The organism is Corynebacterium sp. 335C (assembly GCF_053525695.1).
On sequence record NZ_JASTTB010000001.1, the window covers coordinates 1,176,510 to 1,190,738 of the forward strand.

Here is a 14,229-nt window from a genome sequence, read left to right on the forward strand (position 1 = left end):
TCCCGCGGCTCCCTTCGCGTGACGACGGGGCCCGCCCGCGGTCCCCGCCGCGGCTGCGGCGGCCGGCGGCTACACGCCGCAGACCCCGGGCACCGTCTCCTCGTGGTCGACCCACGACTGCAGCGCGTCGCGCAGGGCGCCGGAGTAGGCCAGGGCGCCGGGCGGGGTCGGGTGGATGAGGTCGTCGCGCAGCAGCGACAGGTCGTCGCGGGCGGCGTGGCACCAGTCGGCGACGATGACGTTGTCGTGGCGCTCCGCGGCGGCGAGGGTCTCGGCCTCCGCCTCCGGCATGTACCAGCGGTCGCCGTAGGGCAGGACGAGGACGATGACGTGGTCCTCCCCGATCTGTTCGATGAGCGCGTCGAGCTCCTCCTGCCCCGCCGGGCCGTTGGTGCCGAGGCCCAGGACGACGAACGGGTCGAGCGTGCCCTCCGCCTTCATCTGGTCGATGATCGGCGGGATCATGTTCCAGTGGCGGGAGACGCCGCCGTCGACGTGGATGCCGGGGAACTCCTCCTGCAGCGCCTGCTGGGAGGCGAGCATCACGGAGTCGCCGATGGCGGTGATCTGGTCGCCGGTGGGCATCTCCCGCTTCTCCAGGTCGGCCTCCTCCGCCTGCTCCGCCTCCGTCTGCTGCGCCTTCGCCGCCTCGAGGTCCGCCTCCAGGCGGGTCTGGTCCGGGGAGGTGACGATGCCGGAGATGGCCAGCGCCGCGACCGCGCCGGCGGCGGCCGGGGCGATGATGCGGCGGGCGGCCGGGGCGCCGGCGCCGACGAGGTCGGCGGCCACCGCCCTGTAGCCGCGGCGGCGCACCGGGGTCTCCACCCAGCGGTACGACCACGCCGACAGCGGCAGGGACACCGCCAGGGCGATGAGCCCCGGGATCCAGGCGCTGCGGCCGACGGCGGTGTCGCGCAGCAGCTCCGTCGTCAGGATCATGACCGGCCAGTGCCACAGGTAGAGGCTGAACGACCGCTCGCCGAGCCAGCGCATGGGCGGGCTGCGGAACAGCGCCGAGACCGGCCCCGCCTCGCGGACGACGGCGAGCAGCAGCACGGCGGTCAGCAGGGAGGCGGCGAAGAGGCCGCCGCGGTACGTGACCGCCAGCTGGTCGCCGAGGAAGAGGAACAGCAGCACGAGGCCGACCAGGGCGGCGACGCCGGCGATGGCCGCCGTCCTCTTCTCCCGCAGCGGCCCGCGCTCGGCGGGCCAGGAGTCGGCGTCGGGCACCGCGAACGTCGTCGTCGCCAGCACCGCCAGCAGGGCGCCGATGAGCAGGCCGAAGGCGTGGGTGTCGGTGCCGTAGTAGACGCGCGTCGGGTCGGCCTCCGGGTCGTACAGCGCGACCATGAGCACCAGCGACGCCAGCGCCAGGCCCGCGAAGGCGAAGGCCACGGGCCTGCTGCCGCGGCGCAGGGCGTAGAGCCCGACGACGGCCAGCGGCCACAGGACGTAGAACTGCTCCTCCACCGCCAGCGACCAGTAGTGGGCCGTGATCTGCACGCCGGAGTCCGCGAAGTACGACTGCGACCCGGCGATCTGCACCCAGTTGTTGGCGAAGAAGAGGGTGCCGAGGAACTGCGACCCCAGCCCCACCGACGGGTCTCCGCCGACGATGCCGGCCGCCGCGATGGTGATGACCAGGACGAACATCGCCGCCGGCAGGATGCGCCGGACGCGGCGGAGCCAGAAGTCCTTCAGATCGATGCGCCCCGTCACCGCCCGCTCGCGCACGAGCAGCGAGGTGATGAGGAAGCCGGACAGGACGAAGAACACGTCGACGCCGAGGTAGCCGCCCGGCAGCACGTCGCCGAAGAAGTGGTAGACGACGACGGCGGCGACGGCGAGGCCGCGGAGCCCGTCGATGCCGGGCACGCGGCGGATGCGGCCGCGGGGACGCTTGCGCGGGGCCTCCGCGGCGGGCCTCCGGGCGTCGTCCGGGCGGGTCCCCTTCGGCTCGCGCCCGGGCGCGGCGGTCGCGGTCGCGGTGGTGCCGGCGGCGGCTGCGGCTGCGGCGGTCGCGGCGGCGGGCACCCGGGCGGTGTCCGCGTCGTCGGCGCCGTCGGCGCCGTCGGCGGAGCCGGCGGAATCGGCGGCGGCCCCGTCGTCGGGCGCCTCCGTGCGCGACGGGCCCGCGGGCGCGGGGCCGCCGTCCGGGAGCGGCGCGGCCGCCGGGGCGACGGGGATGGCCGTCGTCTCCGCGTCGGCCGGCACCTCGTCGCCGCGCTCCCCCGCGTCCGCGGCCTCCGCGTCGTCTCCGTCGCCGCCGGCTTCGTCGCCGGCGCCGGTCGGCGCGTCGTCGTCACGCTCCCGCGCGTCGAGCTCCGCGAGCCGATCCTCGATCTCCCCGAGCCGCGCGTCCTCCAGCGTCCGCCGGTCCTCCAGCTCCGAGATCCGCGCGTCCAGCTCCGGCCGGGCCGCGAGGATGGCGTCGCGCTCCTCCTCGAGCGCCGCCCGCTCCGCACCCGGATCGGCGCCGGAGGAGGGCCCGCCGGGGCCGTGGACCTCCGCGTCGTCGGGCCGGGCGCCTGCGTCGTCGGCTGGGGTCATCGCGTACCTTCCGGATGGACTGGCCGAGGGCCCGCCGAAGGGGCCGCGGGGCGCGTACGGGCCACGAATGTAGCACCGGGGCCGGCACCCGCCGGGGCACCGCGCGCGGCGATTCCGGACCCGCCCGCAGAACCGCCCCGCGGCCCGCGCCACCATGCGGAAAGCCCCCGGACACGGCGACGCCCCGCACCACGGGAACGTGATGCGGGGCGTGCGGTGCGCGTGTCGCGCGAGCGGCCCGGGGCCGCGCGGGATCAGCGCTTGGAGTACTGCGGCGCGCGGCGGGCCTTGTGCAGGCCAGCCTTCTTGCGCTCGACGGCGCGGGCGTCGCGGGTGAGGAAGCCGGCCTTCTTCAGCTGGCCGCGCTCCTCCGGGTTGTACAGGTTCAGCGCGCGGGCGATGGCCAGGCGCAGGGCGCCAGCCTGGCCGGACGGGCCGCCGCCGTTGATGTTGGCGCGGATGTCGAACTGGTTCTCGCGCTCCAGCAGGACCAGCGGATCCTTGATCTCCTGCTGGTGCAGCTTGTTCGGGAAGTAGTCGTCCAGCTCGCGGCCGTTGCAGGTGATGGTGCCGGTGCCCGGGGTCAGGATGACGCGGGCGATGGCGCGCTTGCGGCGGCCGACGGTCTGGATCGGGCCCTCGAGGGTCTGCGGGGCGGCCGGGGCCTCGACCTCGGTCTCCGCGGACTCGTCGACGACGGCGTCGCCGATGGTGGAGGTGAACTCCTCCGTGGCGGCCGACGCGGCGGCCTGGACGTCCTCGTAGGTCGCCTCGGTGTTCTCGTTCTGCTCGGTCACTGGGACACCGCCTTGATCTCGTAGTTCTCCGGCTTGGAGCCCGCGTGCGGGTGCTCGGAGCCGGCGTAGACGTGGAGCTTCTTGATGGACTGACGCGACAGCTTGTTGTGCGGCATCATGCCCTTGATCGACTCCTCGATGACCCGCTCCGGGTGCACCTCGAGGGAACGGCCCAGGGTCATGGACTTCAGGCCACCCGGGAAGCCGGAGTGGCGGTAGCGCATCTCGCGCTCGCGCTTGTTGGAGGAGACGTGCACCTTGTCGGCGTTGATCACGATGACGTGATCGCCGCAGTCGACGTTCGGCGCGAAGTACGGCTTGTTCTTGCCGCGGAGGAGATCGGCGGCGTGGGTGGCCAGACGGCCGAGCACGACGTCGGTGGCGTCGATGACCCACCACTTGCGCTCGATGTCACCGTCCTTCGGGTGGAAAGTGGACAACATGACTCCTAACAGGGTCTGTTCAACTACTGCCGGCCGGTGGGCGCGTCGTACCGTCCCCGGCGGCCGGTGGAGACCCGGGGAGGCGTGCTGGCTTCCGCGCGCACAGGCTGACCACCCTACCCGCCGCACGTCACGGGACCAAAACGCGTGCCGCGCCCCGGCCCCGGGAACGTCCGGGGGCGGGGCGCGGCGGTGGCGGCGCGTCCGCGCTGCGGCCGGGTCAGGCCCAGCTGGCGGCGGCCTGGCGGTTGATGTCCGCCATGCGGTCGTTGCCCTCGCCGACGGTGCGGGCGATGGCCTCCAGGATGGCGTTGAGCTCCGCGGCGGCGGAGTCCCAGCGGCCCTGGGCCTCCTGGTAGGCGGTCGACGACTCGCCCTCCCACGTCGCGATCATCGGCTGCAGCCGCGCCTTCAGGTCCTCCAGCTGGCCCTGGATGCGGGCGGAGGTGCCGCGGATGTCGTCGACGCCGGCGGCGATGCCGGCGAACTGGTAGCGGATGGTGTCCATTGTCGTCCCCCTCGGTGCTGCGGCCCCTCCCCCGGGGCCGCGGATGATGATGTCGGTGTCGTGCGGTGCCGCGCCCGGCGGCTACAGGTTAAGCAGGCCGGCGCCGGCGGCGCCCACCCGGTTGATGTCGGCCGCCCCGGCCTCCTCGCCGGAGTCGAACGACCGCGAGTTCGCGCGGATCGTCTCCGCGATGTCGGTCAGCGCCTGCGACAGCTTGTGGGCCGCGCCGTCCCAGCGCACCATCAGCTCGTCGAACGCCGTCTTGGCCTGGCCGCGCCACTGGCCGGCGAGCCCGTCGACGGTGCCGCGCAGGCGGGCGAGCTCGCCCTGCACCTCCGCATTGACGCCGTCGACCTGCCCGGCGGTCGTGGTCATGGTCGAAGTTTCGGTGGTGAAGAGCGCGTCGCTCACGTGTCCCCCTCTGTGTTCCCGTCCCCGTCGCCGGGGCCCGGTGCCCTGTCCGCGGCGCCGGCCGTTCCGGCGCCGCGCGTCGTGGTCGTGCCCGCCCGCGTGCGGGGCGGTTCCCCCGCCGGCCCCGTCTGCGGCGGCCGGCACGGCGCGGGCGCGGCCCCTCCCGGCGGGAGGGCCCCGGCGCTGCGCCGTCGCCCGTAATAGACGCGCCCGGCGCCGATCCGGTTCCATCTCGCCGGCGACGGGGGCACCCGCCGGGTCAGGCGGGCCGCGCCGAGGCAACCGCCGCGTCGCACGTCGGCCGGACGTGCGGGATGGCGGGGCCGCGGAACTGGCAGCCGACGCTGACCTGCCGCCCGCCGACGACGCGGTGGTGCCACAGCACGACGGTGCCGTCGCCGGGGCGCTCCTCGTGCGTGACGACGTCCACCCCGCCCACGGCCGCCCGCCCCACCGGGCCGAGCGCCGGGTCGCCCGCGACGCCCTCGGCCAGACCGGCGGCGAGGCGGGCCGGCGTGAGCCCCGGGGCGGCCGGCGGGGCCGCCGCGAGGACGCGCATCGGCCCGCCGTCGACGGCGGCGAGCGTGCCGGGCGGGGCGCCGTCGTCCAGCCGCCACGTGGCGGGCAGCTCCACCGACGCGCCGGCGGCCTCCAGGCGGTGGACCGGCGGCGGGGCGTCCGGGTCGGGCAGGTCCCAGGGCTCCGCCGCCTCCGTCGGGGGCGGCGCTCCCGTGGACGGCCCCGCGGGCGGGGCCTCCCCCGCCACGGCGACGGAAGCGGGCGGCGCGTCCGGCGGGCCCGGGAAGATGACGACGATCGCGGCGGCGACGGCCACCGCCGCCGTCGCCAGCGCGCCCAGCGGCAGCCACGGCGACACGCGCGGCAGCCGCCGCGCCGGCGCCTCCCGCGCCCGCCGGCGCAGCTCCCCGATGTCGAGGACCCCGGTCTCCGGCTCGTCCGCGCCGTCGTACGCCGGCTCCGCCCCCTCCCCCTCCGGCGGGGGCGCGGGGGCCGGGAGGGGCACGTCGTCACGCGGCTGCGGCGAGGGGGCGCGGACCTCGCTGGTGCCCAGCAGATCCGCGGGCACCGGATACGCCAGGTGCCCGCGCCGGCGCAGATCCCCGACCAGGGGATGGCCGGGCGCGGCGGCGACGAGGAACTCCGCCTCCGGCGGCGCCGTCCGCGCAGCCGGCGGCACCCCGGCCGGGTCGAAGCCCGCGGCGGCCAGCACGATGTCGATCGGCGGGCCCTCCGCGTGCGTCAGCCGCGTGCGCGACGGCCCCGCCGGGAAGGCCAGGTCCGTGACGGCGAGGCGGCCGTCCTCGACCTCCACCAGCACCGACCGCGGCGCCAGCGGCGGCTCCAGGCCCCGCAGCTCGTCGTCGATGCCCGTCACCAGCGCATCCGGGGCGCCCGCGGCGGCGAGCCCCCGCTCCAGCAGCCCGCGGCGCACCGCTCCCCAGTAGGACGGGGCGACGACGACCACCGGCGGCCCGCCGGCGTCGCGGACGTGGGCGGCGATCGCGGCGGCGTCGGACTCCGGGCCCGCGGCGGCGGGGCCCCACAGGTGCAGCACCCCGGGCATCAGCCGACGCCTCCCGTCGCAGGGGCGTCCGCGGTCTCCGCGGCGACCTGCACCAGCCGCGCCGGCCGGCCGTGCTCCGCCCAGTGCCCGCGCCCCGGCGGCCGCGCGTCCGGCAGCACTCCGAAGACGGGGCCGTCCTCCCGCGCGCCGTCGAGCACCAGCGCCGCCGCGCCCTGGTCCCGGATGCCGCCGAAGACCGGGTCGTGCAGCGCCCGCAGCGCCCCGCCGATGCGCCGGGCCAGCACGAGGTGCAGGCCGATGTCGGCGGCGTGCGGGATGAACTCCGCCAGCGGGGCCAGCGGGTTGCCGCGGGCACCGGCGACCAGGTCGTAGTCGTCGACGACGACGGCGAGCTCCGGGCCCTCCCACCAGTCGCGGGCCGCCAGGCGCTCCGGGGTGATGTCGGCGGCCGGGAGCCTGCCGCGCAGGACCCCGGCGAGCTCGGCGATCATCGGCTCCGCCACCGCCGACGACCCGGCGTAGCCCGCCAGCCGGTCCGCCGGCACGTGGCCGAGCAGCCCGCGGCGATAGTCGACGACGACGAACTTCATCGACGACCGCGCCGCCCGCAGCCCGTCGGCGGCGGTCCGCAGCGCCGTCGTCCGCCCCGACCCGGCGGACCCGAGGACCGCGAGGTGGCGGTGCCGGGCGGGGTCGAAGGAGACGGCGGCCAGCCCGTCCTCGTCCAGCCCCAGCGGCACCCGGCCCGCGGCGACGGCGGCGTCGCCGCCCGGCGCGGCGAGCACCTCGCCCGGGGTGACCCGCTCCGGCAGCAGCCGCAGCGGATCGGCGTCCCGGTCGCCGCGGGCCCGGGCGGCCGCCGCGGCCTCCCGGGTGTCGGCGGGGCCGGTGCGGGCGACGAGCAGGGCGAGCCCGCCGGCGGCCAGGCCCCGGCCCGGGGACTTCGGCACCCGCGCCGCGGCCTTCCGGTCGTGGACGGAGTCGATGGCCTCCGCCTGCCGCAGCTCCACCCGCGTGCCCAGCAGGTCGCGGACGGCGGGGCGCAGCTCCGTCCACCGGTGGGCGGACAGGGCGACGTGGACCCCGACGGCCAGGCCGTCGGCGACGATCGCCTGGATGCGGTCGGCCAGATCCTGGGATTCGGCGCGCAGGGCGGGGAAGCCGTCGACGACGAGCAGCAGGTCCGGCACGCCCGCCGCCCGCGCGGCCTCCGCGGAATGCCAGCCGCGGGCCCGGCAGCGGGCCTCGCGGGCGGCGATCTCCGCGGCGGCGTCGGCGATGGTGCGGCGCAGCCGGTCGGCGTCGCCGCGGTGGGCGACGGAGCGCACGTGCGGCAGCGCCGCCAGATCGGCCAGCCCGCCGGCGCCGTAGTCGATGACGGAGACCTCCAGCTGCGCCGACGTCGTCGTCCGCGCCAGCGCCAGCACCAGCGTGCGCAGCGCGGTGGTCTTGCCGGACCGGGGCGCGCCGACGACGGCGACGTGGCCGCCGGCGCCGGTCAGGTCGACGACCTCCGGGTCCTGCCGCTGCTGCAGCGGGTTGTCGACGAGCCCGATGGCGCCGGTCAGCGGCCGCGGCCCCGCCGGGTCGGCGGGCAGCTCCGCGGGCGCGGCGGCCGGCGGCAGGGGCGGCAGCCACACGCGGTGGGCGCGGCCGGGCAGGTGGCGCAGCGCCGCGACGGCGGCGTCGAGGGTGGTCGGGGCGCCGGGCGCGGCATCCCCGGCGGCGGGCGCGGCCGGGCCCTCCGGCTCGTCCGGCTCCGCCGTGAACGGCCGCACCCGCGGCACCGCGCCCGCGCCGCCCGCGGCCGCCGCCCCGCCGCGCACCGGACCCGAGACGTAGGCGGCGCGGAAGCGGCGCGGCGGGCCGGCGTCGGTCTTCAGGTACCCGGTGCCCGGCTCCGGCGGCAGCAGGTGCGCGTCGGGGACGCCGAGGACGGTGCGGGACTCCGCGGCGGAGAACGTCTTCAGGCCGATGCGGTACGACAGGTGGCTGTCCAGGCCGCGCAGCCGCCCCTCCTCCAGCCGCTGGGAGGCCAGCAGCAGGTGCATGTGCAGGCTGCGGCCCAGCCTGCCGACGGCGACGAACAGGTCCGCGAACTCCGGCCGGTGGCCGAGCAGCTCGCTGAACTCGTCGACGACGATGAGCAGCGCCGGCAGCGGCGCCAGGTCGCCGCGCCCGGCGCGGCGGGCGGCCTCGTAGGCGGAGACGCCCTGGAAGTTGCCGGCGGCGCGCAGCAGCTCCTGACGGCGCGTCATCTCGCCGGCGATGGCGTCCTGCATGCGGTCCACCAGCACCAGCTCGTCGGCCAGGTTCGTGATGACCGCCGAGACGTGCGGCAGCTCCTCCAGCCCCAGGAAGGTGGCGCCGCCCTTGAAGTCGACGAGCACGAGGTTCAGCTGCTCCGGCGGGTGCGTCGCCGCCATCGCCAGGACGATGGTGCGCAGCGCCTCCGACTTGCCGGAGCCGGTGGCGCCGATGCACAGGCCGTGCGGGCCGACGCCGCCCTCGGCGGCCTCCTTGACGTCCAGGTGCACCACGGCCCCGGACGGGTCGACGCCGACGGGCACCCGCAGCCGCGCCGCCCCGAGCCGCGGCGCCGGGTCGAGGCGCTCCGGCGGCGGGTCCGCCCCGAGGGCTGCGAGCACCGGGTCGCGGCCGTCGCCGCCGGCGCGGGCCGCGCGCCCCGGGGCGTCCGGCAGGCGGCGGAACAGGGCGTCGGCCGACCGGGGGCCGAGGGCGTCGGCCTCGGCGAAGTCCTCCTCCCCCGCCGCCGTCGCCGCGACGAGCCGGCCGTCGCGGACGGTCAGCGCCAGGCCCCGCTCCCGGGCGGCGTCGCGCAGCGGGCCGGGTGCGGCGGCGGACTGCAGGAGGGTCACGTCGTCACGCACCGGCAGATCCACCGCATCCGCGGGACCCGCCCCGTCGACCAGCACCACCACGTGCGCCGCGTCCTCCGGCACCCGATCGAGCACCGCCGCCGCGGGCTCGCCCGGGCGCGGGCGCAGCACCCCGCCGGCGCCGCGGTGGTGCGGCAGCCACTTCAGCGCGTCCCACTCCGGGCCCGGCGCGACGGCCGCGACGGCGACGTCCGCCGGGTGATGGAACGTCGCCAGCTGCGCCAGCCACGCGCGCACCGCGGCCCGCGATGCCGCCGCGTCCCCCGCCACCGACACCACCGGAAACGCCGTGAGCTGCAGCGACACCGGCAGGTCCGGCACCGCGCGGGCCGGGCGCAGCACCGCCCGCAGCGCGGTGGCGCCGACCGGGTCGAGGGTCTCCGGGGCGCCGACGTCCGGCGGCACCACCGGCGTCGCCGGCTCCTGCGTGCCGCGGCCGATGCGCACCAGCCCGAAGTCCCCGTCCCCCGCCCGGCGCGTCCACAGCCGCGGGCCGCACGCCACCGACCACAGGTCGCCCGGGTCCGGGTGGTCGTGGCGGGCGCGGGCCCGCTGCGCCGCCGTCGCCTCCCCGATCGCGCGGCGCACGCCCGCGAGGTGGCGCTGGTAGCCGCGGCGCACCGCCCCCAGGTCCGTGCCGCCGGAGGCGCCGCCGGCGAGCATCCCCAGCGTCGACACCACCATGATGACCGGGAACAGGAAGGTCATCGGGTTGCGCGCCGCCCCGGAGGCGACCATCACCGCGACCATGCCGACCACCGCGACGAGCATCACCACCGGCAGCAGCGCCCGCAGCAGCGGCGTGCGCCGCGGCTCCGGCGCCTCCGGCGGCGGGTCGGGCCGGATCTCGCCCGGCACCAGCGGCGGCGGCGCGGGCACCGGCAGCGGGCCGGTCGTGTGGCCCGGCGCGTGCGCATGCCCGCCGCGATCGTCGTGTTGCGTTGCGACGGCCCCCGCGCCCCCGTCGGGCGCGATCGGCCGCCGATGGTCGTCCCCCATGACCGTCTATCCCCCTCGTGCACGGCCACCGGTCCCCGTCCGGTGGCGGTCGCCGACAGCATAGGCCAGCATGACGGGGGTCGCCCGCCGGGAGCACCCGCGGGCGCGGGGGACGAACCGGAGGGGGAACCGGACATGGACCGACTGGACCGATCCGTGCGCATCCGCGTCGACGTCGCCGCCGGCGGCGCGACGCGGCGCGCCGACCTGGTGGCGCCGCTGGACGTCGCCGTCGCCGATCTGCTGCCCGAGCTGCTGGACTGCGCCGGGCCGCCGGGCGGGGCGGCCGCCGCGGCGCCGGCGGGGGCGGCGTGGCGGCTGCGGCGCGCCGACGGCACGGTCGCCGACCCGGAGCGGACGCTGGCGGAGACCGGCGTCGCCGACGGCGACCGGCTGACCATCGCCGACGACCCGGGGCCGGCGCCGCCGCCGCTGGTCGCCGACGTCACCGACGTGCTGGCGGAGGCCTCCGGGCGGACCGGGGCGGCCGACGGCCCGGTGGCCCGGGCGGTCGCGCTGCTGGCGGTGCCGCCGGTCGCGGCGGCCTGCCTGCACGCCTCGCTGCTGCGGCCGTGGGAGGCGGCGGCCGTCGCCGGGGCGCTGTTCCTCGCCGCCGCGGTCGCCGCCGCGGTGGCCCGGCGGCGTGGGGCGGCGGAGGCGACGGTGGAGGTGCTCGCCGTGCAGGCGTGCTGTCTCGCCGCGACGGCGGGTGCGGCCACGGCCGGGTCGACGGCGTGGTCGGCGGCGCAGCTGGCGGGACTCGCCCTGGGTGCGGCGGCCGGCGCCGGGGCCGTGGCGGCGGCCGGAGGGCCCCGCTGCCCCGCGGCGCTGGCCCCGGCGGCCGCCTCCGGAGCGGTGGCGGCGTGCGCGGCCGCGGCGGCGGGTCTGCTGTGGTCCGGGGCCGGGCCGCGGGCGGCGTGGGCAGGGGTGCTGGCCCTCGGCGTCGTGGCGCTCACCGCCGCCCCCGCCGCGGCGACGGCACTGGCCCGGGTGCGGGTGCCCGCGGTCCCGGCGGCCGGGCAGCCCTACCCGGACGACGACGCCCCGGGCGACCCGCGCCCGGCCGCCGTGCGCGCCGGCGCCCTGCTGGACGGGCTGGTCGCCGGGCTCGCGCCCGTGCTCGCGGCGTCGCTGGCCCTGCTCGCGGCGACCGGGGAGGACGCGACGGTGCTGGCGGTGGCGGCGGCGCTCGCCGCGCTGGCGGCCATCCAGTCCCGCGGCCACGCCCGCCCCGTCCCCGCCGCGGCCCTCGCGCTGCTGGCGGCGTGGGTGCCGGCGCTGCTGGCGCACCGCGCGTGGGACGGCGGCGACGGCGTCTGGTGGGCGGCCCTGGCGCTCGCGCTGCCCCTGCTGGCGGCGGCGGCCGTGCCCGCGCCACCGCCGGATGCGGTGACGCCGACGGCCCGGCGCGCCCTGGAGCTCGCCGAGGCCCTGGCCATCGCCGTCATCCCGCCGCTGGCCGCCGCGGCCGCCGGGCTGCCCGGCCTGGTCCGGGAGCTGGTGGCGCGGTGAGGGCGCGCGGGAGGGGCGCGGGCCGCGGGGCGGCGGTCGCCGTCGCGGCGGTCCTGGCGACGGCCGTCCCGGGGGCGTTCCCGCCGCAGGCCCACGCGCAGGTCCGCTGCACGGGCACCGCGCCCGCCGACGCCGCCGCGCTGCGCCGCCCCACCCCGGCGGACGAGCGGCTGCGGCTGCGGGAGGCCCGGGAGCTCGCCGACGGCTCCGGGGTCGTCGTCGCCGTCGTCGACACCGGCGTCGCCGACCACCCGCGCCTGGGCGGCGTCGCCGACGCCGGGGACCACCACGGCGGCGGGGCCCTGCACGACTGCGACGCCCACGGCACCTTCGTCGCCGGCGTCATCGCGACCCGCCCCGGCCCCGACGCCGTCGTCGGCGTCGCACCCGGCGCGCAGATGGCGTCGGTGCGCCAGCCCGTCGGCGACGACCACGACCTGGCGACGCTCGCCGCCGCCGTCGACTCCGCACTGGCGGCCGGCGCCCGGGTCATCAACGTTTCCCTGGCCTCCTGCGCCCCGGCGGGCGCGGAGCCGCCCGGCGCCGCGGAGGTGCGCGATGCCGTCGCCCGGGCGGAGGCCGCCGGCGCGGTCGTCGTCGCCGCCTCCGGCAACCGCGGCGCCGACTGCCGCGACGGCGCCGTGGCGTGGCCGGCGGTGCTCGACGAGGTCGTGGCGGTCACCGCCGTCGCCCACCCCCGCCCGGCCGGAGCCGCGGCGGCGCCCGCGGAGTGGGCGCTGACCGGCCCGTGGGTCGACGTCGCAGCGCCCGGCGGGCCGGTCACGGGCCCGGATCCGCGTGGCGACGGCCTGGCCGGCGCCCTCGTCTCCGCCGGCGGGGAGACGCCGGTGGCGGGCACGTCCTTCGCCGCCCCGGTCGTCGCGGGCGTCGCGGCGCTGGTGCTGTCGCGGGCACCGCACCTGTCACCGGCGCAGGTGCGGGAGGCCCTCGTCGCCACCGCGACGCCGGCGGGGCCGGGCCTCGGCGCCGGCGTCGTCGATCCGGCCGCGGCGGTGTCCTGGCCGGATGCGGCGGCCGCCCCGCCCCCGGCGCCCGCGGATCCGCCGCCCGCGCCCACACCCGCCGACGACGGCCCGGCGCGCCGCCTCGGCCTCGTCGCCGCGGTGCTCGCCGCCGCCGGTGCGGCGGCCCTGGCGTGGCGCGGCCTCAGCGCGCCCGCAGCGCGGCGGCCCGGCTGAGCGCCGGGCCCTCCGGCAGGGCGGCGAGCACCCGCCACGGCAGCCGGCCCGGCGCGGGGTGGCCGAGCACCGCCGGGTCGCCGTGGACGCGGTGGCGCAGCCCCGCCCCGGAGACCAGCAGCGCCCCCTCCCCTGCGTCGGCGGCGACGGTGGCGGCGGGGCCCGCGTAAGCGTCGACGGCCGGACCCGCCCCGTCGGCGGCGGCGTACGGCACGTGCGGCCCGGCGGGCTCGCCGGCGACCACCGCCGCGGGACCGTCGGCGTCGGAGTCCGCGCACAGCCACCCCTCCGCCGGGGCCCACCGGGGCGGCGCCTCCGGCAGGGAGCCCGGGTCGACGGGCGGGGCGACGGGCACGGCCGCCAGCTGCGGCTCCCCCGCCGCCGCCCTCCCGCCGAGCGCGGCGAGCACGTCGGCGACGACCGGCCCGACGTCGACGGCGCCGGCCGGGGTGACGGCCACCGACCGCGTGCCGACGTCCACCACCCGCCCGACCACGTCGAACGGCGCCGGGAACGGCGCGGGCTGCCCGACGGGCCCGACGTCCGGGGCGGCCACGGGCGGGGCCTCCGGCAGGGCGCGCAGCCAGTCCGGCCCCGCCGGGCGCACCTGCGCCGACCCCAGGCCCAGCGCCCGGGCGAGCACCGGGTCCGCGGGGTCGACGCGGGCGCGCCGTCCGCCGAGCACGAGCCAGTGGGCGCCGTCCCCGGCGGCGAGCGTCGCGGTGCCGTCGTCGGGCCTCCCCCCTCCCCCGAGCCTGACGACGGTCCGCGCCACCGCCGGCCCTCCCGCCGGGTCCGCGGGGTCCGCGGCGACGAGCTCGCACACCCCGGCGGTGGCGGGCGCGGCCGCCGGCTCCTCCGGGGCGACCGCCGGGGCGCCCGGCACCCCGAGCGGCGGCCCGGCGGGCACGCCCTCCAGCGCCCCGGCGCCGACGCGGCGCGGCTGCTCCGGCCGGCCCAGCACCAGCCGCGCCGAGGCGAGGTTGTCCACCGGGTGCAGCCGGTCGCCGATGCGCACGTGCAGGGCGCCGGTGCCGCGCACCATGAGCAGGTCCGCGTCGTCGGCCGACCCGGCGCCGGGGCGCACGAGCCCCAGCACGGCGGCGCCGGCGACTGCCAGGACGGCCAGGGCCGCGCCGGCGGCCAGGGCCCGGCCGCGGGTGCGCTGCGGGTCGTGGAGCATCGCCGCGTCCGCGCGGACCAGGGCGTGCTCGACGCGCCGCACCAGGAACCGGTGGCCGGAGACCTGCGCGGGCGTGGTGGGCGTTCTGGGCATGGCGGTTCCTCCCCCGTCGTCGCCGATGCGTCCGGCGCCCGCGTCCCCCGACGGCGGGCGCCCCGCCGGGCACGCTACCGGCTGCGGC

The 14,229-nt window shown here is 79.4% G+C and carries 10 protein-coding genes; 2 read left to right on the top strand and 8 right to left on the bottom strand.

Features of this window, described 5'->3' with window-relative positions:
• Window positions 1-69 precede the first annotated feature (69 nt).
• From QQS41_RS04985 to eccCa, 7 genes are all read right to left on the bottom strand, one after another.
• Window positions 70-2,550: an acyltransferase family protein gene (locus tag QQS41_RS04985; protein WP_448851551.1), complete on the bottom strand. Its 2,481-nt coding sequence runs from the start codon at window positions 2,548-2,550 to the stop codon at window positions 70-72.
• A 254-nt stretch (window positions 2,551-2,804) separates the two neighbouring features.
• Window positions 2,805-3,347, bottom strand: coding sequence for a 30S ribosomal protein S9 (gene rpsI, locus QQS41_RS04990; protein ID WP_448851552.1), 543 nt, complete (start codon window positions 3,345-3,347; stop codon window positions 2,805-2,807).
• Window positions 3,344-3,787, bottom strand: a complete 444-nt coding sequence (gene rplM, locus QQS41_RS04995) for a 50S ribosomal protein L13 (RefSeq protein ID WP_448851986.1) — start codon at window positions 3,785-3,787, stop codon at window positions 3,344-3,346. Before rplM ends, rpsI begins: the two co-directional genes overlap by 4 nt.
• Window positions 3,788-4,010: 223 nt before the next feature.
• On the bottom strand, window positions 4,011-4,298 hold the full coding sequence (locus tag QQS41_RS05000; protein WP_448851553.1) for a WXG100 family type VII secretion target: 288 nt from the start codon (window positions 4,296-4,298) through the stop codon (window positions 4,011-4,013).
• Between the two features lie 81 nt (window positions 4,299-4,379).
• Window positions 4,380-4,709 carry a WXG100 family type VII secretion target gene (locus QQS41_RS05005; RefSeq protein WP_448851554.1) on the bottom strand — a complete coding sequence of 110 codons (330 nt, stop codon included), beginning with the start codon at window positions 4,707-4,709 and terminating at the stop codon, window positions 4,380-4,382.
• Between the two features lie 259 nt (window positions 4,710-4,968).
• On the bottom strand, window positions 4,969-6,294 hold the full coding sequence (locus QQS41_RS05010) for a type VII secretion-associated protein (RefSeq protein ID WP_448851555.1): 1,326 nt from the start codon (window positions 6,292-6,294) through the stop codon (window positions 4,969-4,971).
• Window positions 6,294-10,154: a type VII secretion protein EccCa gene (gene eccCa, locus QQS41_RS05015; protein ID WP_448851556.1), complete on the bottom strand. Its 3,861-nt coding sequence runs from the start codon at window positions 10,152-10,154 to the stop codon at window positions 6,294-6,296. The genes QQS41_RS05010 and eccCa overlap by 1 nt, the downstream gene beginning before the upstream one ends.
• 135 nt (window positions 10,155-10,289) lie before the next feature.
• Here eccCa and eccD point away from each other — a divergent pair, with 135 nt between their 5' ends.
• Entirely contained in the window at window positions 10,290-11,666 is a 1,377-nt protein-coding gene (eccD, locus tag QQS41_RS05020) for a type VII secretion integral membrane protein EccD (protein ID WP_448851557.1), read from the top strand.
• Complete coding sequence (locus QQS41_RS05025) at window positions 11,663-12,865, top strand: S8 family serine peptidase (RefSeq protein WP_448851558.1); 1,203 nt, start codon at window positions 11,663-11,665, stop codon at window positions 12,863-12,865. Before eccD ends, QQS41_RS05025 begins: the two co-directional genes overlap by 4 nt.
• Here the strand turns inward: QQS41_RS05025 and eccB are convergent.
• Complete coding sequence (gene eccB / locus QQS41_RS05030; RefSeq protein WP_448851559.1) at window positions 12,834-14,141, bottom strand: type VII secretion protein EccB; 1,308 nt, start codon at window positions 14,139-14,141, stop codon at window positions 12,834-12,836. The two genes, QQS41_RS05025 and eccB, sit on opposite strands and share 32 nt — an antisense overlap.
• Between the last annotated feature and the right edge of the window lie 88 nt (window positions 14,142-14,229).